Below are 25,173 nucleotides of genomic sequence, written 5' to 3' on the forward strand. Positions count from 1 at the left end.
CTCCCCGTCCCTCCCCCGCAAGCGGGAGAGGGAGATCGTCGGAGCCCTTTGATGCGCCTCCTCTCCCACCTCCTGAGCCGCTTCGTGGAGAAGGGCCAGCTCACGGTCCTCACCGTGGACGGCCAGCGCCACGTCTTTGGCTCGGGGGTGGACGGGCCATCCGTCACCGTGCGCATGCATGACAGGAAGCTGGAGCGCGACCTGTTCTTCAATCCGGAGCTGGTGGCGGCGGAAGCCTATATGGACGGCCGCCTCTCCTTCGAGGACGGGGCCGGCGCGTTCGAGCTGCTGTCCCTGTTCTCGGTGAACCGCAAGGGGCTGGGCAGCCACCCGGTGCAGCAGGCGCTGCGCAAGGCGTGGCGCTCGGTGCGGCGGTTCCAGCAGGCCAACCCGGTCAACAAGGCGAAGGAGAACGTCTCCTCCCACTACGACCACCCGGCCGCCTTCTACCGGCTGTGGCTGGACGAGACCATGGCCTATAGCTGCGCCTACTTCCGCGATCCGGAAGAGCCGCTGGCGGAGGCGCAGCGCAACAAGTTCCGCCATATCGCCGCCAAGCTGAAGATCTCCCCCGGCATGCGGGTGGCGGAGATCGGCTCGGGCTGGGGCGGGCTTGCCATCTACATGGCGAAAGAATGCGGGGCGCAGGTCACCGCCATCAATGTCTCCCCGGAGCAGCTCGCCGAAAGCCGGCGGCTCGCGGAGGCGGCGGGCGTGGCCGGCTCCATCGACTTCCGCGAGGTGGATTATCGCAACTTGCAGGGCAAGTTCGACCGCGTGGTCTCTATCGGCATGATGGAGCATGTGGGCGTCTCGCACTTCGACGATTACTTCACCACCATCCGCAACCTCCTGGATGAGGGCGGTTTCGCGCTGGTGCACGCCATCGGCCGCATGTCGCCGCCCGGCACCACGGCGCCCTTCATCCGCAAGTATATCTTCCCCGGCGGCTATGTGCCGGCGCTGTCAGAAGTGTTCGCCTCCACCGAGCGCACCCATTTGTGGGTGGATGACTGCGAGGTACTGCGCCTGCACTATTACTGGACCATCCGCGCGTGGCGGCGAAACTTCATGGCGCGGCGCGCCGAGGTGGACGCCATGATGGGCGAGCGCTTCGGCCGCATGTGGGAATTCTACCTCGCCGCCGTTGAGCTGGGCTTCCTGCACGGCTCCAACATGGTGTTCCAGCTGCTGCTCTCCGAGAAGCGCGACGACGTGCCGGTGCTGCGCGACTACATGTTCGACGCCGAGCGCGCGCTCGCGGCGCGGGAGGGGCGGTGATGGCAGGCTTTCCACGGCGTGCCGAATGGTTCCAAGCCGCCGTCATGCCCGGCCTCGTGCCGGGCTTCCACGCCTATCCGCTCGCGAACCGCTCGATGCCTTGCACCCGGTCGCAGCCCGTGGATGGCCCGGAACTCAGGTGTTCCCGAGTTCCGCCCTTGGACACGGAAGCCACGCTCTCCACTCATTTCCTCCCGGAGGTCCCCTCATGACCGCCCTGCCCTTCGCGACCGACCTTGCCCCCGTCACCCGCGAGGACTGGCTGAAGCTGGTCGAGGGCGTGCTGAAGGGCGCGCCCTATGACAAGCGCCTCGTCACCCGCACCTATGAGGGCCTCGCCCTCGACGCCCTGCCGGCCCGCAAGCCGAACGCCCCCATCGTGGCGGGGCGGCCGGCCGGCGCGCCGTGGATCATCAGCGCGCGGGTGGACCAGCCGGACCTCGCCGCCGCCCACGCGCAGGCCCTGGAGGATCTGGACGGCGGCGCCTCGGGCCTCGCCCTGGTCTATGCCTCGTCGCCCTCGGCCTACGGCTTCGGCCTGCCGGACGGCGCCGACCTGAAGGTGGTGCTCAAGGACGTGCTGCTCGACCTCATCGAGACGCGCATCGAGAGCGGCGCCTTCCAGGGCCGGGGCGAAGACCTCGCCTTCGCCGATCACGCCGAGGCCACGGGCTTCGACCCCAAGGGCCTCGCCGTCTCCTTCGGCCTGAACCCGCTGGGCGACTTCGCCGCCGCCGGCACCCTCCCCATGGCATGGCCGCTGCTGGCCAAGCGCTTCGCCGAGACCTCCGCCATCCTCGCGGCGCGGGGCTTTGCCGGCCCGTTCGCGCGGGCGGACGGCGGCGTGTTCCATGCCGCCGGCGCCTCCGACGCGCAGGAGCTGGCGGCCGTGCTGGCCACCGCCGTAGCCTATCTCAAGGCCTATGGGGAGGCGGGCATCACCCTCTCGCAGGCGGCGGCGCGGATCGAGGTCGCCCTCGTGGCGGACCTGAACCAGACCGCCACCATCGCCAAGTTCCGCGCCATCCGCCTTTTGTGGGGCGCGGTGCTGCGCGAATGCGGCCTGCCGGAGACGGCGCTGAAGGTGCACGCCACCACCGCCTGGCGCTCCCTGACCCGACGCGATCCTTACGTGAACCTGCTGCGCACCACCATCGCGGCGTTCGCGGCCGGCGTCGGCGGGGCGGACAGCCTCACCGTGCTGCCCTTCACCCAGGCCCTGGGCCTGCCCGACGCCTTCGCCCGGCGCCTCGCCCGCAACACCCAGGTGATGCTGCTGGAGGAATCCAACGTCCACCGCGTCGCCGATCCCGGCGCGGGCGCCGGCGCGGTGGAGGCCCACACGGACGGGCTCGCCGAGAAGGCCTGGGACCTGTTCCGCACCATCGAGAAGCGCGGCGGCATGGCCGACGTGCTGGAGGATCGCTGGCTGAAGGCCGAGATCGCCGAGGTGAAGGCCAAGCGAGACAAGGATGTCGCCACCCGTAAGGCCCCCATCACCGGCACCTCGGAATTTCCCATCCTGGTGCAGGAGGCCCCCGAGGTGCTGGCGCCCCTGCCGGCCACGTTCGAGCCCGTGGCCGACGGCGCGCTGACGCCCCACCGCATCGCCGAGCCATTCGAGGCCCTGCGCGACAAGGCCGAAGCCGCCGCGAAGGCGCCGGCCGTCTTCCTCGCCACGCTCGGCCCCGTCGCCGCATTCACGGCGCGGGCCACCTTCGCCAAGAACTTCTTCGAGGCCGGCGGCATCGCCGCCCCCGTGCCGGACGGCTTCGCCGACCGTGACGCGCTGGTGGCGGCCTTCACGGCCGCAGGCACGCCCTTCGCCTGCCTGGTCTCCTCGGACGAGGTGTATAATGCAGAAGGTACAGCCACGGCCGAGGCGCTGAAAGCCGCGGGCGCCAGCGCCATCTGGCTCGCCGGCAAGCCGGCGGAGCTGGAAGCCGCGCTCAAGGCGGCCGGTGTCTCCGGCTTCCTTTTCGCCGGCTGCGACGCGCTGGAGACGCTGGCTGCCGCGCAGGCGGCGGCGGGACTGGACTGAACAGCAGGACGGGAGGCGAGCCATGTGGCACAAGATTGCGGGCCTCACCGCCCTTGCGCGCCTCACGGCGGCGATGGCAGTTACCCCCGCCCGCGCCGACACCGCCAAGCGCTCCGACGGGTACTGGGTGGTGCGCACCTCCGCCGAGGCAGGGAAGTGCAACAAGAATTTCAACTTCAAGCTTGCAGTGAAGAATGGCAAAGTCACCTGTGCGGGCTATTGGCCAGTGAAGGCGAGTGGTGGCATCAGCAAGCTTGGCCTGGTGCGGATGACCTTGGTCCATGGGCAACGCAAAGTCACCGCCACCGGGCTCGCCGAGGGCGACCAGGCATCGGACGACTGGTCCTCGCCCCTCCCGAATTGCACCGGCTCCTGGTTTGCCAGACGCGCCTGAGCCTTTCCGCCAAAGCCACCGCCGCCGATTTCGAGGGAACAGAAGATGAGCCGGATCCCCAACTTCGCCGACATCGACTGGCGCGCGCCTGAGCTGGTCGCCCCCTCCGCCGCGGCCGCCCCCTGGACCACGCCCGAGGGCATCCCGGTGAAGCCGCTCTACGGCCCGGCCGACATTGAGGGCCTCTCCTACATCGACACCTATCCCGGCATCGCGCCGTTCCTGCGCGGGCCCTATGCGCCCATGTACGCCACCCAGCCCTGGACCATCCGGCAATATGCCGGCTTCTCCACGGCCGAGGATTCCAACGCCTTCTACCGCCGCAACCTCGCCGCCGGCCAGAAGGGCCTGTCGGTTGCCTTCGACCTCGCCACCCATCGCGGCTATGACTCAGACCATCCCCGCGTCGCCGGCGACGTGGGCATGGCGGGGGTGGCCATCGACTCCATCTACGACATGCGCACCCTGTTCTCGGGCATCCCGCTCGACCAGATGAGCGTATCCATGACCATGAACGGCGCCGTGCTGCCGGTCCTGGCGCTCTATGTGGTGGCGGCGGAAGAACAGGGCGTGGCGCCGGCCAAGCTCTCCGGCACCATCCAGAACGATATTCTCAAAGAATTCATGGTGCGGAACACCTATATCTATCCGCCCGCCCCCTCCATGCGCATCATCTCGGACATCTTCGCCTACACGTCGAAGGAGATGCCGCGCTTCAACTCCATTTCCATTTCCGGCTACCACATGCAGGAGGCCGGCGCGACGCAGGACCTCGAACTCGCCTACACGCTGGCGGACGGCGTGGAATATGGCCGCGCCGGCGCCGCCGCGGGGCTTCCCATCGACGTGTTCGCGCCGCGCCTCAGCTTCTTCTGGGCCATCGGCATGAATTTCTTCATGGAGGTGGCGAAGCTCCGCGCCGCCCGCCTCCTGTGGACGCGCCTGATGACCGACCTCGGCGCCAAGAACCCCAAGTCCCTGCCCCTGCGCACCCATTCGCAGACCTCCGGCTGGTCGCTCACCGCGCAGGACGTGTTCAACAACGTCATGCGCACCGCCATCGAGGCCATGGCCGCGACCCAGGGCCAGACCCAGTCGCTGCACACCAATGCGCTGGACGAGGCGCTGGCCCTGCCCACGGACTTCTCCGCCCGCATCGCCCGCAACACCCAGATCCTGCTGCAGCAGGAGAGCGGCACCACCCGGCAGATCGACCTGTGGGGCGGCTCCTTCTTCGTGGAGAAGCTCACGGCGGATCTTGCCGCCAAGGCGTGGGCGCACATCCAGGAGGTGGAGGCGCTGGGCGGCATGGCCAAGGCCATCGAGGCCGGCATTCCCAAGCTGCGCATCGAGGAGGCCGCCGCCACCACCCAGGCCCGCATCGACGGTGGCGCGCAGACCGTGGTGGGCGTGAACAAGTTCAAGCCCGAGCGCGACCGCATGATCGACGTGCTGAAGGTGGAGAACGCCACCGTGCGCGCCGCCCAGATCGACAAGCTCAACCGCCTGCGCGCGGAGCGGAACCCCACCGAGGTGGCCGCCAAGCTGGAGGCGCTGACCAATGGTGCGGCCGGCAACGGCAACCTCCTGGCGCTGGCCATCGACGCAGCCCGGGCCAAGGCCACGGTGGGCGAGATTTCCGACGCGCTGGAGAAGGTGTTCGGCCGCCACCGCGCCGAGATCCGCGCCATCTCCGGCGTCTACAAGCGCGAGGCGACCGCCATGACGGACAAGGTGGGCAAGCTGCAGAAGCTGGTGGAAGCGTTCGAGCATGCGGAAGGCCGCCGGCCGCGCATCCTCGTCGCCAAGGTGGGCCAGGACGGCCACGACCGCGGCCAGAAGGTGATCGCCTCCGCCTTCGCCGACCTCGGCTTCGACGTGGACATCGGCCCGCTCTTCGCCACCCCCGAGGAAGCCGCCCGGCAGGCGGTGGAGAACGACGTGCACGTGGTGGGCATCTCCTCGCTGGCCGCCGGCCACCTCACCCTCGTGCCGGCGCTGAAGGCGGCGCTGGAGGCGGAGGGCCGGGGCGACATCATGGTGGTGGTGGGCGGCGTGGTGCCGCCGCAGGATTACGACGCCCTGAAGGCCGCCGGCGCCGAGGCCATCTTCCCGCCCGGCACGGTCATCGCCGATGCGGCGAAGGAGTTGCTCGCCACCCTCTCCCACCGCCTCGGCCACACCCTCGAAGCGGCGGAGTGAGCATGGCCGGCGGGCTGGCGCCGCTGGGCTCCACCCTGCGGGTGCTGGAGCCGGCGCCTCACGTGCTCGCCTTCTATGACGGGCGCGTGCCGGGGGAGCGGCTGCACGGTGCCCACGAGAACTGGCTGGACGACGGCGCCTATGCGCTGGGCATCGCCTCCTATGCGGTGCTGGATGGCGACGAGGCGCTGGTCTACGACACCCATATCTCACTGGCGCATGCCCGCATCATCCGGGAGACGCTGGAACGGCGGGGCGCCCGGCGCATCCGTGTGGTGCTGAGCCACTGGCATGACGACCATGTGGCCGGCAACGCCGTGTTCGCCGACTGCGAGATCATCGCCAACCGGGAAACCGCCGCCTTGCTCGCGCTCCACAGGGAGCGGCTGGAGGCGGGCGATCCGCCCATCCGCCCCCTGATCCTGCCGAATGTCCTGTTCGAGGAACGGCTTGAGCTGACCGTCGGTTCGGTTCCGGTGGCGCTTTTCCACATGGATATCCACAGCCGGGACGGCACGGTGGCCCTGCTGCCGGATGGGCTGCTCCTGGCCGGCGACACGCTGGAAGACCCCATCACCTATGTGGACGAGCCCGACCGTCTTGCCGCCCACCTCGCCGGGCTGGAGCGGCTGGCGGCACTGGAGGCGACGCGCATCCTGCCCAACCACGGCGCGCCGGAGGTGATCGCCGCCGGCGGCTACGGGCCGGCGCTCATTACAGCCACCCGGCTTTATGTGGAGCAGCTGCTGCGCCTGAAGGCAGAGCCGGCGCTGGCAGGGCCCGATCTGCGGACGTTCGCCAAGGAGGCCTTCGCGACGGGGGCGGTGACCTATTTCGAGCCCTATGAGGCGGTGCACCGGCGCAATGTGGATGCGGTGGCCGACGCTACCGAGGCTGCGCCCCCTGGCCATCACGCGCCGGAACGAGCGAGATAGCGTCTGCACTCGCATGAATTGCAGTTTGACCCTACCATGGGAGGGTCGATCGGAATGGGGGGTCGACCGATGGGCTTCCGGGGGCTTACTGTGCGCAACTCCAGCGGGCTTCAGCGAAGCCACAATTATCACCGCGTCCGTCTCCTTGCCTTCGGGCTGGCCGTAGGCGTCGGCGTTCCGGGAGCGGCCTTGGACCGCGCGGCAGCGCAGGCGGGAAAACCGCGCGCGACGGCCATCCTCGTCCCTGGCGCCGGCGGCGCCGTCCCTTCCGACTTCCTGATCCGCAACCGCGCCGCGCTCGAACAGCGCGGCATCGCGACCATCCTAGCGCAGGGCAATGTCGGGGCTGCGGTGGCGTCGGCCAGCCGGCCGGTGGTGGTTGTGGGCATGAGCCGAGGCACCCTGGCGGCGGCGGCAGGGAGCAGCCGCGCGAACGGGCTCGTCCTCGTGTCGGGGCCCCTGATGCCCGGACCGGCGCCGAACTCGGTCAAGGCGGTGGCAGGCTCGCCGTCGGCCTTGCCGACCACGCTGATCGTGCACAACCCCAACGACGCCTGCGCCAGCACGCCCGCGTCTGGGGTCGCGCCGTTTCAAGCCTGGAGCGGGAAAGCCCAGATTGCCTGGGTCAGTTCAGGACCAGGGCAGGGCAATCCGTGCGGCCCGTTCGCAGCCCATGGTTTTGCAGGCAATGACGACACTGCCGTTTCGGCCATCGCGAGCTTCATCCTCTCGCGATAGCCGGGGCCGCGCCCCTCCCCTCACCCCGCCTTGTGCAGGCTGACGCCGACCTTCGCCTTCCCCACCAGCCCCTCCACCTTCGCCACGATGGCGTCGGCGTCGAGGCCAGCCTCGGCCAGCTGGCGGGCCTGCGTCTCTTGGTCGATATAGATGTCGGGCAGGACCATGGCGCGCACCTTCACCGTGCCGCGGTCAAGCAGGCCCTCGTCGGTGAGAAGCTGGAGCACATGGCTGCCGAAGCCACCCACGGAGCCCTCCTCCACGGTCACCAGCGCGCCATGGCCGGCGGCGAGCTTCAGCACCAGATCCCGGTCGAGGGGCTTGGCGAAGCGGGCATCGGCCACGGTGAGGGTGAAGCCGGCCGCCTCCAGCCGCTCGGCGGCGTCAATGCAGGCGGCCAGCCGCGTGCCGAGGGAGAGGAGGGCGATGTCGCCCTCCCCGGTTCCGCGCACGATGCGGCCCTTGCCGATGGGCAGAGCCTCGCCCCGGTCGGGCCGCTCCACGCCCACGCCCTCGCCACGCGGGAAACGCACGGCGGTGGGGCCGTCGTCATAGGCGACCATGGTGGCCATCATGTGCACCAGCTCCGCCTCGTCGGCGGGGGCCATCACGGTCATGCCCGGCAGGCAGGCGAGGAAGGCGATGTCGAAGGCGCCCGCATGGGTCGCCCCGTCCGCCCCCACGAGGCCGGCGCGGTCGATGACGAAGCGCACGGGCAGGCCCTGCAGCGCCACGTCGTGCACCACCTGGTCGTAGGCCCGCTGGAGGAAGGTGGAATAGAGCGCGCAGAACGGCTTGAAGCCCTCCGCCGCGAGCCCGCCCGCGAACGTCACCGCGTGCTGCTCGGCGATGCCCACGTCAAAGGTGCGCTCGGGATGGACCTGCCCAAACAGGTCGAGCCCGGTGCCGGAGGGCATGGCTGCGGTGATGGCCACCACCTTGGGGTCGCGCCGGGCCTGCGAAATGAGGCTCTCGGCGAACACGCGGGTGTAGGACGGCGCGTTGGACTTCGCCTTCACCTGGGCGCCCGTCACCACGTCGAACTTGACCACGCCGTGATACTTGTCGGCGCTGGCCTCGGCGGGGGCGTAGCCCTTGCCCTTCTGCGTCACCACATGGACGAGGATGGGTCCGCTCTTGGCGTCCCGCACATTCTTGAGCACCGGCAGGAGGTGATCGAGATTGTGCCCGTCGATGGGGCCGACATAGTAGAAGCCCAGCTCCTCGAACAGGGTGCCCCCGGTCCAGAAGCCGCGGGCGAACTCCTCGGCCCGCGCGGCGCCGCGCTCCACGAACTTGGGCAGGTGGCCGGCGATCTGCTTGCCGATCTCGCGGAGCGAGCGGTAGGTCTGCCCCGAAATGAGCCGCGCCAGATAGGCCGACATGGCCCCCGTGGGCGGGGCGATGGACATGTCGTTGTCGTTGAGGATGACGATGAGCCGGCTATCCATGGCGCCGGCATTGTTCATGGCCTCATAGGCCATGCCGGCGGACATGGCGCCGTCGCCGATCACGCACACCACGTTGCGCTCTTCCCCCGAGAGGTCCCGCGCCACCGCCATGCCGAGGCCGGCGGAGATGGAGGTGGACGAGTGCGCCGCCCCGAACGGGTCGTATTCGCTCTCCGACCGCCGCGTGAAGCCCGAGAGGCCGCCGCCCTGGCGCAGGGTGCGGATGCGGTCACGCCGGCCGGTGAGGATCTTGTGGGGGTAGCACTGGTGGCCGACATCCCAGATCAGGCGGTCGTGGGGGGTGTTGAACACATGGTGGAGGGCCACCGTCAGCTCGACCACGCCGAGGCCGGCGCCCAGATGCCCGCCGGTCACGGAGACGGCATCAATGGTCTCCGCGCGCAGTTCAGCGGCGAGCTGGGCCAGCTTATCCTGGGGGAGGCGCCGCACGTCGGCGGCATCGCGGATGGTATCGAGCAGCGGGGTCTTCAGCAAAGTCACGGACAACTCCGTCCGGAACGAACCGGGAAAACGAGCCTTACACACGCGCGCGGCGGCATGCAACGGACAAGGCCGCGGGGAATGGGAACCGGGCCGGTCGCCCATGCCACAGGACCGCGGTCTCCCGCCTGTCCCTCATACGTGCGCCGGCGGCGTTCGGCGCACTTCATCGAAACATCCCGCCAATTTTCCGGCGCGGATGGCGAAGCGGTGCGGATCGAGGCACGCCAGCGCCAACGCGCAGCCCCCGGCCAGCTTGGCGATCTGCGCGAAGGTCGCGCGGGAGCGGCCGTATTTTTCAAGCACGTAGCGCTCCGATTGCATCTTGGCGCGGTTGACCCGGAAGGTCTGCTTGAGCGACGGCGCGCTGGAGCGCCCGCCCGCATGGGTCACCCGCGCCGCCGTCACCACGATGATGGGAATGCGCCGGGCGATGGCGCGCAGCGAGAGGTCGTCATCCTCGTGATAGAGGAAGATGGCCTCGTCGAAACCGCCGAGGGCGAAGAAGGCGTCCCACCCCATCATGAAGGCGGCGCCGTGGACGAAGCGGGTGCAGTAATCCCCCGCGATCTCCTCGGGCGACAGGCGCAGCCGGCGCGGCACCCTTTCCAGGATGGAGCCTTCCTTGCGCATCAGCCGGCCATTCTCGCCCATGATGGACGGCATCAGGATGGCCGGGTCGCCATAGCGGCCGGCGGCGGCGAGGAGCGCCGGCAGCGTATCGGCGTCCAGGACGGCGTCGGGATTGAGGAACAGGACGTAAGGGGTGGCCGCCCGCCGGGCGCCGGCATTGCAGGCGGTGCCGAAGCCCGCATTGGCCGGCATTTCGAGGACGTCCACCGGCCGCGACAGGCCGCCCCGCCATGAGGTGCCCTCGGGGCTTGCATTGTCCACGATGACCACCGGGCAGGCCGTCGGCACGCTCGCGACCGCCCGGCCGATCACCGCACCGCTGTTATACGTGACGAACACCACCGTGACGGCGGACAATGGGAAGCCGGTGGAGAGATCGGCGGACACGGGACCCTCGCTGGAGCCCGCGCCCATCGGATCGGCACACGCGGTCTCTTTCCTGAACGGCGGGCGATCGGCGCCCGCTTGGCTTTCCTGCCTTCAGGAGGCCGCGAACACAAGCTCCGGCTGCGGGGCCGCGCCAAGGCGCCTCAACTCGGGATGACGGGCAACGCCGGACATGGCGGAGAGCACCGCCTCGGGGTCGATCACGCTCATGCACCGGCGCTGATAGGGGCACTGGGTCTCGATCGACAGCCCGCACGGCGCGCAGCCGGCACCAGCGTGCAGCACCACCGTCGCCGGCCCCACGGGGGCCCAGACTCGGACATCGGCAAAGCCGGAGAAGAGGGCGACGGTGGGCACGCCCAGCGATGCCGCAAGGTGGGTGGTGCCGGTATCCACCCCGACGAAGGCGGCGGCGGCGTTCATCACCGCCGGGAGGTCGGCGAGCTCCACCTTGCCCACCAGATCGCGCAGCCGGCCGGGCGGAAGCGCCATGGCGATGCGCGCCGTCGTTTCCGCCTCCTCGCCGCGCCCGATGACGGCGATGTCGAGGCTGGTGCGTTCCACCATGGCGCGGGCGAGGCCGATCCAGCCCTCGGCCGTCCAGCCCTTGATGCCGAGCCGCGTTCCCGGCGCGAGGATGACGCAATCCTGCGTCTCCGCCACCGCAAGCGCGTCGGTCGCGAACGGCGCCGTCTCGCCTTGCATGTCGCGGGCATGCGCCAGCGCTTCCACCAGCAGCACCAGCCGGGTGGAGGAATGGGTCATGGCCGGCCACGGCTTGCGGCGCATGCACCGCTCCATCTCGGGCAGCGCGATGTCGAGGGGAAACGGGTTGGCCGGGTCGGCAAAGCCGGCACGGAATTTCGCGTCGAGGCCCCAGAGCAGCGCCCGGGCCTCGTCCTCCTGCCGCAGGTCGATGACGATGTCGTGGGGCGGCACGCCCAGTGCGCTCAGTTCGCTCACGTCGTCCGCATTGGCGAAACGTGGCGCCTGCATGCGGGCGCCGAAGAAATCGAAGCTGTAGACCGAAGCGAACAGGCCCGTGGAGCGGGCCAGCTCCACCACGAAGGGTGCGCACAGAAGGGAGATGGTCGAGGTGGGAAACGCCGCCCGCAACCGCTCCACGGCGGGCAACGCGGTGATGAAGTCGCCGATATGGTCGAGCTTCACCACAAGGATGGATGGCGATGGCCCCAGCGCCCGCAAGGCTTGGGACGGACTGGTCCAGACCTGCGCCACCGGCACGCCCAAAGGCGCGACGCTGGGTGTTCGCTTGCGTCGGCGGAAGAGGTCACGCAGCTTCATGATGGCAGGTCCGGCGTGAACATCGCAGATTGAGGCCAGCAAAGCGAAGCCGTCTTCGCCGACAATGCCAGCGCCCGGCCAATATGGCATTCTGCTGCGGTGTGCAAATGCCGTAACGCAACCAGACTGGTCTCCCGCATCCCGCCCATCGGTTCAACACCAAAGGCGCGTGCCAGTCGAACTGCGGGCAACACGGTCAGCATCACTGTCGCTTATTGAAGTCAAGCATCGACTTCCACTCCCGGCTGTTTCAACCTTGGCGCGCTTCCTTTTGGGAAGGATGGTGTCTCGGTTTGAAAGTCCTCTGCTGCGACCGGACACGCCCTGGAACCCTCTCCCGCAAGCGGCAGGGGAGTGGCGCCGGTGCCGCGTTTCAAACCGAGGCACGACCGGAGATCGGCAGCACTGGCCATCCTTCGGGGTTTTCGCTAGAAGGCGCCCCCATGCGGAAGGTGCCAGCAACGCGCGTCGGGCGGCGCCACGTTCTCTTCGTGGCCGGCTACGATCCGATGGCGGTGGAGGGCCACCATCGCATCTTCCTGCGCGAGCTGAAGCGCTTCGGCGCGGTGTGGCGGGCGGCGACAGCCTGCCGCGATGCCGCTCCGGTGCCGACCCCCACCGGCGCGCTCTGGCGGTGCGAGGCCCAAGGGCCGGGGTGGCATACCAACACCGCCTTCGAGATCCTGGCCTGGGACGACCTCGCCCGCGCCGACATGCAGCGGCCCGCATCGTCCCACCTCCGCGGCTCGCTGCGCGCGGTCCTCGACATGGTGACGAGCGGCACCATCGCCGCCTATTTCCGCTCCAGCCGGCGCTACGGCTTCTTCTTCCTCTTCACCTACCTGCTGCTGCTCGCCTTCTGGGGGGCTGCGGTGGCGGTGGGCTTCGGCGTCGCGCATCTGCTCGCGCCCCACTTGGGCGCGGTCGCGGCAGGGCTCGGCGGCGCAGCGGCGGCCCTCGCCGGCGGCCTGCTGCTGATGCGCTGGCCGGGGCGACGCTTCCGCCTGCGGCAATCCCTCGACCTTGCGGAATTCTCGGTGGACTTCGCCCATGGCCGCCACCCCGAAGTGGATGCCCGCGTCATGGCCTTCGCCGGGCGGCTGCGCGCCGTGGAGGCCGAAGCCGCGCGCGAGGGCGTGGAGGAGATCATCATCGCCGGGCACAGCCTCGGCGCCATGCATGCGGTCTCGACGGTGGCGGCGGCGCTCGATCAGGACCCGGCGTTCGGCACCCGGGTTCCGGTGCGCATCCTCACCCTCGGCAGCACCACGGCCAAGTTCGCGCTGCATCCTGCCGGCGCGCGGCTGCGGGCGGCGGCGCAGCGGGTGGCCGGCGCGCCGCAGGTCGGCTGGGTGGAGGTGCAGTCGCGGGACGACATCGTCTCCTTCTACAAGGTCAATCCGGTGACCCTCGACCGCGCCACTTTCGCCGAGCCGCAGCTGGCGGTGGGAGATTTCTCCCAGCGCCCGCTGCTGCGGCACGTGCCGGTACGCGACATGGTCTCCCGGCCGACCTACCGGCGCTTCTTCCTCGATGTCATGCGCCGCCACTGCCAGTGCTTCCTGGCAAGCGACATCCGCGCGCCCCACGATTTCTACGCCTATGTGTGCGGCCCGTTCGCGTTCGACGTGCTGGCCGCGCACATGGACGCCCTGTGTGCCTATATGGCGCCCGACGGCACCCCCCTGCCCGCCTCGCTCGACCCGGGCGGGCGTCTCATGCCCCATCCTGACCAAGCGAGCCCTGAATGAGCCTCGTCACCTTCGCCAAGATCGCCTGGGCGGTCGGCGTCGTCTCCTGGTACGTGCTGCGCATCCCCTTCGAGCGGAGGGCGAAGCGCCAGCAGGTGGCCGATGCGCGACATCGCACCGCCCGCGACATGACGCTGCTCACCATCTCCACCCTCGGCCTCGGGGTGCTGCCGGCCATCTACGCCATCACCTCCTTCCCGCGCTTTGCCTCCTACGCGCCGGTGCCGGCGCAGGTGGTGGCGGGAGTTCTGGTGTTCGTCGCGGCGCTGTGGCTGTTCTGGCGCACCCATCGCCAGCTCGGGCGCAACTGGTCGGTGACGCTGGAGATCAAGGACAAGCACAAGCTCATCACCTCCGGCGTCTATGAGCGGGTGCGCCACCCCATGTATTCCGCCTTCTTCCTGTGGGCGCTGGCGCAGGCGCTGCTGTTGCCCAATCTGATCGCCGGTCCGGCGGGCCTGGTGGGCTTCGGCACGCTGTTCTTCTTCCGGGTGGGGCGCGAGGAGAGGATGATGCGCGAGGCCTTCGGCGCCGAATACGAAGCCTATGAGAAGCGCACCAAGCGCGTCATTCCCGGCCTCTACTGAGGCGACGGAACGGAGCGCGAAAGGCGCACCGGCAGCGATTGGGTCCCGCGCCGTTCACCCCGCGTCCCCCGAGAAGGGCAGACACCTGTACCATTCCAGGTATTGGAAGGAGTGGGCCGCTCAGCCCTGCCGGCGGAGGAAGCCGGTGATGGTCACCCGCGCCCAGATGTCCGCCTTGTGGAACGGATCGGCGGCGTTGAAGCGCTCCGCCGCATCCCGGTCCGGCGCCTCGACGAGGAACAGGCTGCCGATCATGGTGGCGCCGTCATCGCTCACCAGCGGCCCGGACATGACGATGCGCACGCCGAAGGCCGAGGTATCGGCGAGAAACGCCTTGTGTGCCTCGTAATGGGCAAGGCGCGTGTCGAGCGCGCCCTCCCGGTCCACGGCGTGGATTGCAAAAAGCATGGGTGATGCTCCATCGGTGGCAAGGCGGGGCGGCTCCGCGACAGGCCGCGGCGCCGCCCCTTTTTGTTCCGCTCAGCCCCCTGAGATCAAGTGATCCTGACGGGCGCGGTCGGTCGCCGCGGGATCAGTTGGTCTTGGTGGACATGGCCGCGGCATCCGCCCAGGACGGGCAGGAGCGGCTTTCGAGCGGCACGTCGTAGGGCTGGTAGTTGGCGGCGTTGACCACGGTGGGCTTCAGCACCACCTCGCCGACGATGGGCTGGCCACGCAGGGCGCGGATGGCCACCATGGTGCCGATACAACCCTGCACGAAGCCGTTGTAGTCGCCGGAAGCCAGCAGCTTGCCGGCCTTGATGGCGTCCACCGCCTCCTTGGTGCCGTTGATGCCGATCACCCTGGCCTTGCGGTTGGCCCCGTCTAGGGCCTCGATGGCGCCGATGGCCATGGCGTCGTTGGCGGCCAGCACCCCATCGATCTGCGGGTGCGACTGCATCAAATTCTCCATCACCTGGAGCCCCTGCAGGCGCTGGTAATTGCCGGGCTGGCTGGCCAGCAGCTTCACGTCCTTGAATTCCTTGATGGCGTCGTTGAAGCCGCGCACCCGGTCGATGCTGGTCAGCGAGCCCTTGACGCCTTCGAGGATGACGACATTGCCCTTGCCGCCCATGGCCTTGAGCATGAAGCGGCCAGTCTCCAGGCCGAGGCTGTAGTCGTCGGCACCCACGAAGGCGAGGAACTTGCCGCCGGCGCTGCGGTCGGTGACGTTCACCACCGGGATCCCGGCGTCGTTGATCTGCTCCACGCCGGGCACCATGGCCTTGTAGTCCACCGGCACGAACACGATGGCGCTCGGCTTCTTCACGATCACGTCCTCGATCTGGCTCAGCTGCTCGGGGATCGAGTCCGGCTTGGTGGGAATATAGTGCACCACCTTCGCACCCATGGCCTTCGCCGCCGCCTCGGTGCCGACGCGGACGGTCTGGAAGTAGGGATTGGTCTGGTTCTTGGTGAAGACCGCGATGGTCTCGCCGTCAGCGAGCGCCGCCGAGGCGAGGAGGGTGACGGGCAGCGCCAGGACGGCGCGCTTGAGCTTCGACATCGACATTGGGGTTTCCTCCGGTTTTTTTGGTTGGCCTGCGGTCAGGTGCGCCGGCGGCCGCGCATGTCGAGCCACACGGCGAAGACGACGATCACACCCGTGACCAGGGGCTGCCAGCTCGCATTCACCGCGAGCAGGTTCATGCCGTTGAGAACGAGCGTGAGGATCAGGGCGCCGACGAAGGTGCCGAACACGCTGCCCACCCCGCCGAACAGGGAGGCGCCGCCGATGAGCACCGCCGCGATGGCGGGCAGCGTCATGGCCTCGCCGATATCGCCTTCCGCCGAGTTGAGGCGGGCCAGGAAGACGATGGAGGCGACCCCCGCCATGGCGCCGGAGAAGGCGTAGACCAGGATCAGCCGGCGATCGACGGGAATGCCGGTGAGCCGCGCCGCCACCGGATTGGCGCCGATGGCGTAGATCTGCTGCCCCCACACCGTGCGCTGGGCGAAGATGGTACCGGCGAGCAGGAACCCGATCATCAGGTAGACCGGGATCGGGATGCCGAGGAAATAGCCCGATCCGATCTGCCGGAAGCCCGGCGGGAAGCCGTGGATGGTCTCGCCCGCCATGTAATAATAGGTGATGCCGTGCAGCACCCAGAGCATGCCGTAGGTGGCGATGAAGGAGGGGATCCTCAGCTTCGCCACCATCAGGCCGTTGCAGATGCCCACGGCGCAGCCGGCCCCGAGGCCAGCAAGGGTGCCCAGCACCGGCGATCCCGTGACCTTGATCACCGTCGCCGCCAGGCACGCCGACAGGCCGATGTTCGCGCCCACCGAAAGGTCGAGCCCGCCGGTGAGGATCACCAGGGTGAGGCCCGCGGCGAGGAAGAACAGGAGGCTCGCCTGCCGGAGCACGTTGAGGATGTTGTTTGTGGTGAGGAAGGCATCCGTCATCACGCTGAGCGCGACGCACAGCAGTCCTGCGGCCAGCAGCCGGTAGAGCAGTTGCTCGACATCCTTCGACAGGTGGAAGCGGGGCGCGCTGGAGGAGATATCGCCGGCGATGCTCATGACTTGTGGCTCCTCATGCCGTCGAGGAAGAGGGCGAAGATGACGAGGGCGCCGATGCAGGCCACCTGCACCGACGAGGGGACGGCCATGAGATTCAGGCCGTTGCGCAGCACGCCCACGGTGATCACGCCGAGAAGGGTGCCGAAGATCCAGCCCTTGCCCTTCTCGAAGGAGGTGCCGCCCAGCGCCACCGCGGCGATGGCGTCGAACTCCATGCCGATGGCGGCGGTGGGATGGCCGGCATTCATGCGGGCGGTCATCAGCAGGGCCGCGACCCCGGCCATGGCCCCGCCCAGCATGTAGACGGCGACGAGCAGGCGGCGCCATTTCACGCCGGCCAGCGTCAGCGCGTCCCGGTTGCCGCCCAGCGCGCACACATAGGTGCCGAAGCGGGTGTGGTAGAGCAGCACGTGGAACAGGGCGTAGAAGCCGGCGCCGATGAGGATCGGCATGGGAAGGCCCGCCACCTCGCCGGAATAGACCTGCCGCACGAAGCGCGGAATGCCCACCACGCTCTGCCCGTCGCTGACGATCAGGGCGAGCCCCTGCGCCGCCCCGAGGGTGCCCAGGGTGGCGACGAAGGGCGGGATGGACAGCACCGACACCAGCCACCCGTTCACCAGCCCGAAGGCGAGGCCGACGCCCAGCGCGCCGGCAAGGCCGAGCGCCAGCGACTTTGTGGAGACCACGATCAGCGCCAGCACCAGCGAGGCGAGGGTGAGCACCGCGCCCATGGAGAGGTCGAGCCCCTCGGTCATGATGATCAGCGTCATCGGCAAGGCGAGGAGCAGCAGGATCACCGACTGCACCAGGATGTTGGAGAGGTTTCCGGCGGAGAGGAAGCCAGGGCTCGCCACCGAGAACAGCGCCGCCAGGAGGCCGAGGGCCACGGCGACGCCCGGCACCGCCGGGAGGCGCGGGGCGGGGGAGGAAAGGGTCTGGTCACTCATGGTGCATCCCCATTCGGACGATGTTCTCTTCGGAAAGGTCGGCGCGGGACAGTTCGCCGACGATGCGCTTGCCGCGCATGACGTAGGCGCGGTCGCAGACATGGACGATCTCCGCCTGCTCGGAGGAGATCATCAGCACCGCGGCACCCTCGGCCACGAGCTGGTCGATGAGGGCGAAGATCTCGGACTTGGCACCCACGTCTATGCCGCGCGTGGGCTCGTCGAAGATGAACAGGCGGGTGCCCGCGGCCAGCCACTTGCCGATCACCACCTTCTGCTGGTTGCCGCCGGAGAGCACGGCAACGCTCTGGTTCGGCGAAGGGGTGGCGATCCGCATCCGCGCGATCAGCTCCTCGGCGGTGCGGCGGGCACGGCCGGGCGAGAACAGCATGTTGGGGAACAGCCTGGGCAGGCCGGCAACGGCGAGGTTCTCGCCCACGGTGCGGATCAGGGCGAGGCCCTCGCTCTTGCGGCTTTCCGGGATGAGGCCGACGCCCGCGACGGCGGCGGCGTCCGGCCCGCCGGTCTGGCGCCGGCCGAAGATGCGCACCTCGCCGGCCGTCACCTCGTCGGCGCCGAAGATGGCGCGGGCCACCTCGGTGCGGCCCGACCCCACCAGCCCGCACAGGCCGACGATCTCGCCGGCGCGCACCTTGAGGTCGATGTCGCGGATGCCGTTCCGGGCGCTCATGCCCGTCACCTCCAGCACCACCGCGCCGGGCTCGGTGGCGAAGCGGCGCGGATAGGTCATGTCCACATTGCGGCCGACCATCATGCGCACCAGCTCGTCGGGCGAGGTCTCGCCGGGCAGGGCGCGGCCCACCAGCCTGCCGTCGCGCAGCACGGTGATGCGGTCGCCCAGCGCGAACACCTCCGCCATGCGGTGGGAGATGTAGACGATGGCCACGCCCTTGGCCTGAAGCTGGCGCATCACCTCGAACAGGCGCTCGGTCTCGCGGTCCGAGAGCGCGGCGGTGGGCTCGTCCATGACCAGGATGCGCGCCTCCTGGGACAGGGCCTTGGCGATCTCCACCATCTGCTGCTGGGCGACGCCGAGGCTGTGCACCTTGGTGCGCGGGTCCATGTCGAGCCCGACGAGGTCGAGCACGGCCTTCGCCTCGCGATAGAGGCGGCGGCGATCCACGAGGCCGGGGATCTTCGAGGCGAACTCCCGGCCGAGAAAGATGTTCTGGGCGATGTCCAGATGGGGGACGAGGGAGAATTCCTGGAAGATCACCGCGATGCCGAGGCGGCGCGCATCGGCCGGGGAGCGGATCTCCACCCGCTTGCCCTCGTGGACATATTCGCCCTGGTCCGCCTGGTAGGCCCCGCACAGGATCTTCATGAGCGAGGACTTGCCGGCGCCGTTCTCGCCGAGGAGCATGTGCACCTCGCCGGGCCAGACCGCGAACGACACGTCGTCCAGCGCCTTCACGCCGGGAAAGCTCTTCGAAATGCCCTTCAGCTCGAGGAGCGGCGCGCCCGAAGCGGGAAAGGGCGCCGCCAGTTCGAGGCGAGGCGTTCGCTCCATGACCGCCCTCATGGCTGTTCTCCGTCGCTGGATGGGGTGGGCCGGAAGATCTTGCCGGGGTTCATGAGCCCCAGGGGGTCGAGGGCACCCTTGACGGCGCGCATCACGTCCACCGCCTCGCCCAGCTCCAGGGCGAGGAAGTCCATCTTGCCGAGGCCGATGCCGTGCTCGCCGGTGCAGGTACCGTCGAGGGCCAGCGCCCGGAGCACCAGCCGATCGTTGAATGCCCTGGCGCGGGCCATTTCCTCGGGGCTCTCCGGATCCAGCAGAACCAGGAGATGGAAGTTGCCGTCGCCCACATGCCCCACCACCGGGGCGATCAGGCCGGTTTCGGCGATGTCCGCAGCGGTGGCGACGAGGCATTCGGCGAGGCGCGAGATCGGCACGCACACGTCGGTGATCAGAGCCCGCGCGCCGGGCCTCAGCGCGAGGCCGGCATAAAGCGTGTTGTCGCGGGCGTGCCACAGCCGGCTGCGCTCCTCCGTCGTCGTCGCCCACTGGAAGCCGAGGCCGCCGAATTCCCCGGCGAGCGCCTGCGCGGTCTCCGCCTGCTCGGCGGCATAGGCCCTGGAGCCGTGGAACTCGAAGAACAGATGCGGCATCTCCGGCAGGTCGAGCCTGGCATGCAGGTTGATGCCCTGGATCATCACCGCGTCGAGCAGCTCGATGCGCGCCACCGGCACGCCCGACTGGATGATCGCGATGGCCGTATCCACCGCCGCCTTGAGGTCCGGGAAGGCACACACGGCCGAGGAGATGGCGTCGGGCTGCGGATGCAGCTTCAGCGTCACCTCGGTGATGACGCCGAGGGTTCCTTCGGCGCCCACGAACAGGCGGGTGAGGTCGTAGCCGGCGGCGGACTTGCGCGCCCGCCGCGCGGTGCGGATGACGCGCCCGTCGGCGAGCACCACCTCGAGGGCGAGGACATTGTCCTTCATCGTCCCGTAGCGCACCGCCATGGTGCCCGAGGCGCGGGTGGAGGTCATGCCGCCGATGGAGGCGTCGGCGCCGGGGTCGATGGGGAAGAACAGGCCCGTATCCCGCAGCTGCGCGTTGAGCTGCTTGCGGGTGATGCCGGGCTGGACCCGCACGTCCATGTCCTCGGCATTGACGGCGAGCACGCGGTCCATGCGGCCCATGTCGAGGCAGACGCCGCCATGCGGCGCGGCGGTGTTGCCTTCGAGCGAGGTGCCCGCGCCGAACGGCACCAGGGGCAGGCGCAGGTCCCGGCACAGGGCGACGATGGCGGCCACCTCCTGCGTCGTCTCCGGGAAGACGACCAGATCCGGGGGCCGGGCGGCATGGTAGGCCTCGCTGCGGCCGTGGTCGGCGCGCACGCCGGCGGCGCCGGTGGCACGCGCGCCGACGATGTCGCAAAGCCGGGCCAGCACCCGCTCCATTGGGACTCGATCGACTGGCAGGTCGGCTCCGGGCACTCGGGCGCCGGGCACTTGAACGCTGGGCACCTGATCGATGCTCACGTGGTCGATTGCCGTTTGGGCAGACATGGTTTCCTCCCTCCGCGATCGGCCCGTTTGCCGGGCTCTCCGCGTGCGGTGACCTTGGCGACGTACTCGGTCCGGTTCAGGCCGCCCGCGAAGCCGTTTCCGAAACGGGGCTGAGGCGGAAGTCGTAGTTCAGGTGGCACCAGTCGCGGTCCACGGTCCGTCCGTCCGGCGCGGCGCCGGCGGGGTGCTCCACGAAGTCGCGAATGAGGGATTCCTTCACGCCGAAGACGGCGTCGGAATCGAGGTATGCGTCGCCGGCGGCGAAGACGTGGGTGACCAGGCGCTCGAAGCCCGGCGCCTCGATCATGAAGTGCACGTGGGCCGGTCGCCAGGGATGGCGTCCCTGCGCCTCCAGCATCCTGCCCACCGGCCCGTCATGGGGGATCGGATAGGCGGCAGGCTTGATGGACCAGAAGTGGAAGCGCCCCGCAGCATCGGTGCGCAGGCGCGCCCGCGCCACGAGACCGGCATGGCGGCCGGGCTGGTCGCCCGGATGCTGGACATCGTAATAGCCGTCCTCGTCGGAGTGCCACACATCCACGATGGCGTCGGCGAGCGGCGTGCCATCCGGCCGGCTCACCGAGCCCGACACGAACATGGGCTGGCCCGACAGCGCGCCGGAGATCCGGCCGCCGCACGGCACCTCCGGCGGTCCTTCCACATAGAAGGGTCCGAGCACGGTGCTCTCGGTGACCTCGCGCTGATGGTCATGGGTGATGGCGTCCACCAGCATGGAGACGCCGAGCGTGTCCGACAGCAGGATGAACTCCTGCCGGGTATCCGAGCACATGTGCCCGGTGTCGGTGAGGAAGGCGATGCCCCGCGCCCATTCCTCCTGGGTGGGGCGCACCTCGCGGATGAAATCATGGAGGTGGCGCACCAGCGCCGCGCTGATGTCCCGGACGCGCGGGTCGGGCGCGTTGGCGATCCGCTCGAGAACGGCCTCGGTGATGGTGAACTGGTCGAAGTTTCTCATGCGAGCCTCCCTTCGTTCTTGTCGAGATCCGGCTCGCCGAGCCCGGCGAGCCATTCGGCGAGGCGCACCGTGGAGATGAAGTCGGCCTCGCCTTCGCCGCGCCCGATGAGGGCGCCGTAGATCTCCCGCGTGAGCGTGGCGAGGGGCATCGCCATCTCGGTGGCGTGGCCGGCATCGACGATGAGGTCGAGGTCCTTGGCCATCTGCCGGCAGGAGAAGGTGGAGATGAAATCGCGCGTGGACAGGCTCGCCGCCTTGTAGTGGACCATGGGCGAGCCAACCGCGCTGTCCCTCAGCACGTCGAGGATGTCGGCCCAGCGCAGATTTCCCTTGCGGGCCAGCACGATGCTCTCGCCCATCATGGCGGCCGAGACCGCGATCATGAGATTGACGGCGAGCTTGGCGTAGCGCGCCTCCTCCTGCGTCCCGAGATATTTCTGGGCGCGGGTGAAATCCTGTGCCACCGGCAGCACCGCGTCGAAGGCGGCGCGCGGGCCGGAGACGAAGCAGGTGAGGTTGCCGGTATGGGCGATGGCCGCATTGCCCGAGACCGGGGCCCTCAGATAGGCGATGCCGCGCTGGCGGGCAGCCTCGGCCACCTGCGCCGAGATGCCGGGGCTGACGGTGGAGGTTTCCACCAGGATGGCGCCCTGCCGCATGGCCGACAGCAGCGGCCCGTCGAGGGCGGCCGCCCGCAGCGCCCTGTCGTCGGGCAGCGAGGTGAAGACGATGTCGCGACCGGCCGCGTCGGCAAGCGTCGCCGCCGGGGTCACGCCACCACCGGCGGCCGAAGCGATGCGTTCCTGGTCGCGATCATAGCCGGCGATGTCGCGTCCGGCCGCCGCGATGCGTGTGGAGATGGGAAGCCCCATCTTGCCGAGCCCGATCCATCCGAGGGTCTGCGTTGCGGTCATGTCGTCGTCTCCCTCACGCCGCCGACCTGGTGAGGCCGAGTTCCTCCACGATGCGCGCACCCGAGCGGGCGAGCGCGGCAAGCTGGCCGTCGAGCCCGGGTGCATCGAGCTTTCCGTCTTTCTTGGCGAAGCGTCCGGCGATCATCACCGCCTCCACATCGCCCCGGCCGGCCTGCATCACCACGGTGGCGACCGGGTCGTGCACCGGCTGGAGATGCAGCGCCCGCGCGTCGATCACCGCGATGTCGGCCTGCTTGCCGGGGGCGAGCGAACCGATGCGGTCATCGAGCCCCAGCATCCGCGCGCCCTCGATGGTGATCCACGACAAGGCCTGCCGCACCCGGACCGTGGAGGTGGACGGAATGGCGCCGGTCTCGCGCCGGCTCTGCGCATTGTCGAGGGCGCGCTGCATGCCGAGCGCGATGCGCGCGACGCCCATCATGTCCCCCGCGAGCACGGATTCCAGATCGACGCCGAGGGAGGGCGCCGCCCCCCGCTGCAGCAGGCGGCCGGTGACGGGGAAGCCGTGGCCCTGGGTCATCTCGTTCTCGGGCGTCACCGAGAAGGACACGCCGAGATCGACGAGACGCTCGAACAGCGCGTCGCCCAGATCATTGCCGTGCACCACGTTGATACCCGGGCCGACGAGAGCCTCCGCGATGAGTGTCTCCCATCCGCCCGGCGTCTTCGCCACGCCCCCGCCCTGGTGCATGGAGGCGACGAGGCCGAACTCGCGCGCCAGCCGGAAGTCGGCCCGCGCCACCTCCAGCGTGGAATAATGCGGGCCGAGGATGGCGAGGCCGAGGGTCATCAGCCCATCCGCGCCACCAAAGCGGCCGCGCCGCAGGCGCTCCACCTCCGCGCGGGGATGCGGCACCTCGGAAAAATGCGGCTCGCCGGGCTTGGGGTCCGGCTTGGGCGAGCCGTGGAAGAAGGCGGCGCGGATGCCGCTTTCCGCCAGCGCATCCACCGCCGCGTCGGTGTGGGCGGGGGTGGGATTGTTGTGGCACCAGTCCACGAGGGTGGTGGTGCCGGCATCGATCTGGCCGAGCGCGCCGACGAGGGTCGCGATGTGGATGTCCTCGGGCCGGAAGCGGGTGGCGAGGCCCGCATGGACCCAGCGGAAATATTCCAGCAGCGTCCAGTCGGCCGCGAGGCTCCGCAGGCCCGTTTGCCAGGTGTGCATGTGGGCATTGACGAAGCCCGGCACACAGATGCGACCGGTGCCGTCCACCACCGCCGCGTCGGCCGCTTCGATGCGCGGGGCGATGGCGGCGATGCGCTCGCCCTCCACCAGGATGTCCCCCGCCGGCAGGTCGCCGACGACGGGATCCATGGAGAGGATGGTCGCCCCCGAGATGAGGATGCGCCGGGCAGGAATGCTCTGGGCAGGAGTGCTCTGGCAACGAGTGCGCTGGACCATGGCTCAGGCCGCCTCCTCTGCGGAAACGCGCGCGCCCGGCCGCTCCCCGGCATAGGCGCGGGCGATCAGGTCGCGCACGCCGTCGCGGGTGACCGGGCGGGGGTTCCAGTAGGGATTTTCGGCCGCGAGGTCGGCCGCGGTCTCGATGCCCTCGGCGGGCATGCCGATGTCCTTCAGGGCGCGCGGCACGCCGAGGACACGGACCAGGTCGAACAGGCCCTGCGCCGCGTCGGGCGCGCCGATGGCGCGGGTGATGGCCGCCATGGCCTCGGGCGCCGCCGGGGCATTGTAGGCCACCGCATGGGGCAGCACGATGGTGTGCGTTTCAGCGTGGGGCAGGTCGAAGGTGCCGCCCAGGGTGTGGCAGAGCTTGTGGTGGAGCGCCATGCCCACCGCGCCGAGGCAGCAGCCGGCGAGCCATGCGCCATGGAGCGCCATGCCGCGGGCCTCCATGTTGTCCGGCTCGTGGACCAGGATCGGCAGCGCCGAGGACAGGGTGCGGATGGCGTCTTGCGCCATCAGCGAGATGACCGGGTTGCGGTCCTTCGCATAGAGCGCCTCCACCGCATGGGCGATGGCGTTGACGCCGGAGGTGGCCGACAGCGCCGGCGGCAGGCCCACCGTGAGGTCCACGTCGTAGATGACCGCCTCGGGCAGCACGTCGAGGGAGCGGATGGTGGTCTTTCGCCCGTCCCTGGTCTCGCCGAGGATCGGCGTCATCTCCGAGCCGGCATAGGTGGTGGGGATGCACAGCTGCCGGACCCCCGTGCGAAGCGCCAGCGCCTTGCCGAGGCCGGTGGTGGAACCGCCGCCGAGCGACACCACGCAGTCCGCGCCGGCCGCGTGCAGCGCCAGGATGGCCTCCTGCGTCACCGCGACCGGCGTGTGCATGGTGGCGCCGGAGAAGAGCCCGGCGAAGGCCGGGCCCAGGAGGCTGCCGAGCCGTTCCCCCTCCCCCGCCTGCTGCGGCGTGGTGAGGACGAGGGCGCGCGATGCGCCCAGCCGGGCCACTTCCGCACCGGCCTCGGCGATGGTGCCGCGGCCGAAGCGCACGCGGATCGGCAGGGCCTCATATGTGAAGGTCTCGATCATGGGCTCGTCCCGTCTGGAGCGTCTTTCGGCGACGCGGCTCGTCCCGCGCC

At 69.6% G+C, this 25,173-nt stretch carries 22 protein-coding genes; 8 read left to right on the forward strand and 14 right to left on the reverse strand.

Going from position 1 to position 25,173, the window contains the following annotated elements:
- The first annotated feature begins 51 nt into the window (after nucleotides 1-51).
- From K9U40_RS06470 to K9U40_RS06495, 6 genes are all read left to right on the forward strand, one after another.
- Entirely contained in the window at nucleotides 52-1,281 is a 1,230-nt protein-coding gene (locus tag K9U40_RS06470; protein ID WP_282889390.1) for an SAM-dependent methyltransferase, read from the forward strand.
- Between the two features lie 208 nt (nucleotides 1,282-1,489).
- Nucleotides 1,490-3,322 (forward strand): methylmalonyl-CoA mutase subunit beta, encoded by a 1,833-nt coding sequence (locus tag K9U40_RS06475; RefSeq protein ID WP_282889391.1) that lies wholly within the window; start codon nucleotides 1,490-1,492, stop codon nucleotides 3,320-3,322.
- A 22-nt stretch (nucleotides 3,323-3,344) separates the two neighbouring features.
- A complete protein-coding gene (locus K9U40_RS06480) occupies nucleotides 3,345-3,716 on the forward strand; it encodes a hypothetical protein (protein ID WP_282889392.1) in 372 nt (123 codons plus the stop codon).
- A gap of 45 nt (nucleotides 3,717-3,761) precedes the next feature.
- Complete coding sequence (gene scpA / locus K9U40_RS06485; protein WP_282889393.1) at nucleotides 3,762-5,918, forward strand: methylmalonyl-CoA mutase; 2,157 nt, start codon at nucleotides 3,762-3,764, stop codon at nucleotides 5,916-5,918.
- Between the two features lie 2 nt (nucleotides 5,919-5,920).
- The gene (locus tag K9U40_RS06490; protein ID WP_282889394.1) at nucleotides 5,921-6,853 is read left to right on the forward strand and encodes an MBL fold metallo-hydrolase; all 933 of its coding nucleotides are present in this window, start codon (nucleotides 5,921-5,923) and stop codon (nucleotides 6,851-6,853) included.
- Between the two features lie 189 nt (nucleotides 6,854-7,042).
- On the forward strand, nucleotides 7,043-7,591 hold the full coding sequence (locus K9U40_RS06495) for an alpha/beta hydrolase (RefSeq protein ID WP_282889395.1): 549 nt from the start codon (nucleotides 7,043-7,045) through the stop codon (nucleotides 7,589-7,591).
- Nucleotides 7,592-7,611: 20 nt separating this feature from the next.
- Here K9U40_RS06495 and dxs read toward each other — a convergent pair whose 3' ends face one another.
- The 4 genes from dxs to K9U40_RS06515 all read right to left on the reverse strand — a co-directional run bounded on the left by dxs (nucleotide 7,612) and on the right by K9U40_RS06515 (nucleotide 12,071).
- Entirely contained in the window at nucleotides 7,612-9,543 is a 1,932-nt protein-coding gene (dxs, locus tag K9U40_RS06500; RefSeq protein ID WP_282889396.1) for a 1-deoxy-D-xylulose-5-phosphate synthase, read from the reverse strand.
- A gap of 135 nt (nucleotides 9,544-9,678) precedes the next feature.
- Nucleotides 9,679-10,563 (reverse strand): glycosyltransferase family 2 protein, encoded by an 885-nt coding sequence (locus K9U40_RS06505; protein WP_282889397.1) that lies wholly within the window; start codon nucleotides 10,561-10,563, stop codon nucleotides 9,679-9,681.
- Nucleotides 10,564-10,656: 93 nt separating this feature from the next.
- Entirely contained in the window at nucleotides 10,657-11,868 is a 1,212-nt protein-coding gene (locus K9U40_RS06510; protein ID WP_282889398.1) for a glycosyltransferase family 9 protein, read from the reverse strand.
- Nucleotides 11,865-12,071, reverse strand: a complete 207-nt coding sequence (locus K9U40_RS06515; RefSeq protein WP_282889399.1) for a hypothetical protein — start codon at nucleotides 12,069-12,071, stop codon at nucleotides 11,865-11,867. The genes K9U40_RS06510 and K9U40_RS06515 overlap by 4 nt, the downstream gene beginning before the upstream one ends.
- 240 nt (nucleotides 12,072-12,311) lie before the next feature.
- Here K9U40_RS06515 and K9U40_RS06520 point away from each other — a divergent pair, with 240 nt between their 5' ends.
- Together K9U40_RS06520 and K9U40_RS06525 are read left to right on the forward strand one after the other, a co-directional pair.
- Nucleotides 12,312-13,619, forward strand: coding sequence for a hypothetical protein (locus K9U40_RS06520; protein ID WP_282889400.1), 1,308 nt, complete (start codon nucleotides 12,312-12,314; stop codon nucleotides 13,617-13,619).
- Entirely contained in the window at nucleotides 13,616-14,206 is a 591-nt protein-coding gene (locus K9U40_RS06525; RefSeq protein ID WP_282889401.1) for a protein-S-isoprenylcysteine O-methyltransferase, read from the forward strand. The genes K9U40_RS06520 and K9U40_RS06525 overlap by 4 nt, the downstream gene beginning before the upstream one ends.
- Before the next feature lie 120 nt (nucleotides 14,207-14,326).
- On the opposite strand, the gene K9U40_RS06530 is transcribed toward K9U40_RS06525, so the two are convergent.
- From K9U40_RS06530 to K9U40_RS06575, 10 genes are all read right to left on the reverse strand, one after another.
- A complete protein-coding gene (locus K9U40_RS06530; protein WP_282889402.1) occupies nucleotides 14,327-14,614 on the reverse strand; it encodes a YciI family protein in 288 nt (95 codons plus the stop codon).
- 124 nt (nucleotides 14,615-14,738) lie between these two features.
- Nucleotides 14,739-15,713 carry a sugar ABC transporter substrate-binding protein gene (locus K9U40_RS06535; protein WP_414114995.1) on the reverse strand — a complete coding sequence of 325 codons (975 nt, stop codon included), beginning with the start codon at nucleotides 15,711-15,713 and terminating at the stop codon, nucleotides 14,739-14,741.
- A 41-nt stretch (nucleotides 15,714-15,754) separates the two neighbouring features.
- Complete coding sequence (locus tag K9U40_RS06540; RefSeq protein WP_282889404.1) at nucleotides 15,755-16,729, reverse strand: ABC transporter permease; 975 nt, start codon at nucleotides 16,727-16,729, stop codon at nucleotides 15,755-15,757.
- Nucleotides 16,726-17,679: an ABC transporter permease gene (locus K9U40_RS06545; RefSeq protein ID WP_282889405.1), complete on the reverse strand. Its 954-nt coding sequence runs from the start codon at nucleotides 17,677-17,679 to the stop codon at nucleotides 16,726-16,728. Before K9U40_RS06545 ends, K9U40_RS06540 begins: the two co-directional genes overlap by 4 nt.
- Nucleotides 17,672-19,210, reverse strand: a complete 1,539-nt coding sequence (locus K9U40_RS06550) for a sugar ABC transporter ATP-binding protein (RefSeq protein WP_282889406.1) — start codon at nucleotides 19,208-19,210, stop codon at nucleotides 17,672-17,674. The genes K9U40_RS06545 and K9U40_RS06550 overlap by 8 nt, the downstream gene beginning before the upstream one ends.
- An 8-nt stretch (nucleotides 19,211-19,218) precedes the next feature.
- Nucleotides 19,219-20,610 (reverse strand): FAD-linked oxidase C-terminal domain-containing protein, encoded by a 1,392-nt coding sequence (locus K9U40_RS06555; protein ID WP_282889428.1) that lies wholly within the window; start codon nucleotides 20,608-20,610, stop codon nucleotides 19,219-19,221.
- 184 nt (nucleotides 20,611-20,794) lie between these two features.
- On the reverse strand, nucleotides 20,795-21,694 hold the full coding sequence (locus tag K9U40_RS06560; protein WP_282889407.1) for an intradiol ring-cleavage dioxygenase: 900 nt from the start codon (nucleotides 21,692-21,694) through the stop codon (nucleotides 20,795-20,797).
- Nucleotides 21,691-22,608, reverse strand: coding sequence for an NAD(P)-dependent oxidoreductase (locus tag K9U40_RS06565; RefSeq protein WP_282889408.1), 918 nt, complete (start codon nucleotides 22,606-22,608; stop codon nucleotides 21,691-21,693). The genes K9U40_RS06560 and K9U40_RS06565 overlap by 4 nt, the downstream gene beginning before the upstream one ends.
- Before the next feature lie 13 nt (nucleotides 22,609-22,621).
- On the reverse strand, nucleotides 22,622-24,031 hold the full coding sequence (locus K9U40_RS06570; protein ID WP_282889409.1) for an amidohydrolase family protein: 1,410 nt from the start codon (nucleotides 24,029-24,031) through the stop codon (nucleotides 22,622-22,624).
- A gap of 3 nt (nucleotides 24,032-24,034) precedes the next feature.
- The gene (locus K9U40_RS06575) at nucleotides 24,035-25,123 is read right to left on the reverse strand and encodes a maleylacetate reductase (protein ID WP_282889410.1); all 1,089 of its coding nucleotides are present in this window, start codon (nucleotides 25,121-25,123) and stop codon (nucleotides 24,035-24,037) included.
- Nucleotides 25,124-25,173 lie beyond the last annotated feature (50 nt).

The organism is Xanthobacter autotrophicus (assembly GCF_030015065.1).
GTDB lineage: Bacteria > Pseudomonadota > Alphaproteobacteria > Rhizobiales > Xanthobacteraceae > Xanthobacter > Xanthobacter autotrophicus_D.

Bases quoted from the DNA above. Each gene is read 5' to 3' on its own strand.
- K9U40_RS06525 (WP_282889401.1), top strand. From the start codon at position 13,616: ATGAGCCTCGTCACCTTCGCCAAGATCGCCTGGGCGGTCGGCGTCGTC.
- K9U40_RS06575 (WP_282889410.1), bottom strand. From the start codon at position 25,123: ATGATCGAGACCTTCACATATGAGGCCCTGCCGATCCGCGTGCGCTTC.
- K9U40_RS06510 (WP_282889398.1), bottom strand. From the start codon at position 11,868: ATGAAGCTGCGTGACCTCTTCCGCCGACGCAAGCGAACACCCAGCGTC.
- K9U40_RS06545 (WP_282889405.1), bottom strand. From the start codon at position 17,679: ATGAGTGACCAGACCCTTTCCTCCCCCGCCCCGCGCCTCCCGGCGGTG.
- K9U40_RS06520 (WP_282889400.1), top strand. From the start codon at position 12,312: ATGCGGAAGGTGCCAGCAACGCGCGTCGGGCGGCGCCACGTTCTCTTC.
- K9U40_RS06550 (WP_282889406.1), bottom strand. From the start codon at position 19,210: ATGGAGCGAACGCCTCGCCTCGAACTGGCGGCGCCCTTTCCCGCTTCG.
- K9U40_RS06555 (WP_282889428.1), bottom strand. From the start codon at position 20,610: ATGGAGCGGGTGCTGGCCCGGCTTTGCGACATCGTCGGCGCGCGTGCC.
- scpA (WP_282889393.1), top strand. From the start codon at position 3,762: ATGAGCCGGATCCCCAACTTCGCCGACATCGACTGGCGCGCGCCTGAG.
- K9U40_RS06480 (WP_282889392.1), top strand. From the start codon at position 3,345: ATGTGGCACAAGATTGCGGGCCTCACCGCCCTTGCGCGCCTCACGGCG.
- K9U40_RS06560 (WP_282889407.1), bottom strand. From the start codon at position 21,694: ATGAGAAACTTCGACCAGTTCACCATCACCGAGGCCGTTCTCGAGCGG.
- K9U40_RS06530 (WP_282889402.1), bottom strand. From the start codon at position 14,614: ATGCTTTTTGCAATCCACGCCGTGGACCGGGAGGGCGCGCTCGACACG.
- K9U40_RS06565 (WP_282889408.1), bottom strand. From the start codon at position 22,608: ATGACCGCAACGCAGACCCTCGGATGGATCGGGCTCGGCAAGATGGGG.
- K9U40_RS06515 (WP_282889399.1), bottom strand. From the start codon at position 12,071: ATGCTGACCGTGTTGCCCGCAGTTCGACTGGCACGCGCCTTTGGTGTT.
- K9U40_RS06490 (WP_282889394.1), top strand. From the start codon at position 5,921: ATGGCCGGCGGGCTGGCGCCGCTGGGCTCCACCCTGCGGGTGCTGGAG.
- K9U40_RS06540 (WP_282889404.1), bottom strand. From the start codon at position 16,729: ATGAGCATCGCCGGCGATATCTCCTCCAGCGCGCCCCGCTTCCACCTG.
- K9U40_RS06470 (WP_282889390.1), top strand. From the start codon at position 52: ATGCGCCTCCTCTCCCACCTCCTGAGCCGCTTCGTGGAGAAGGGCCAG.
- K9U40_RS06535 (WP_414114995.1), bottom strand. From the start codon at position 15,713: ATGTCGAAGCTCAAGCGCGCCGTCCTGGCGCTGCCCGTCACCCTCCTC.
- K9U40_RS06570 (WP_282889409.1), bottom strand. From the start codon at position 24,031: ATGGTCCAGCGCACTCGTTGCCAGAGCACTCCTGCCCAGAGCATTCCT.
- K9U40_RS06475 (WP_282889391.1), top strand. From the start codon at position 1,490: ATGACCGCCCTGCCCTTCGCGACCGACCTTGCCCCCGTCACCCGCGAG.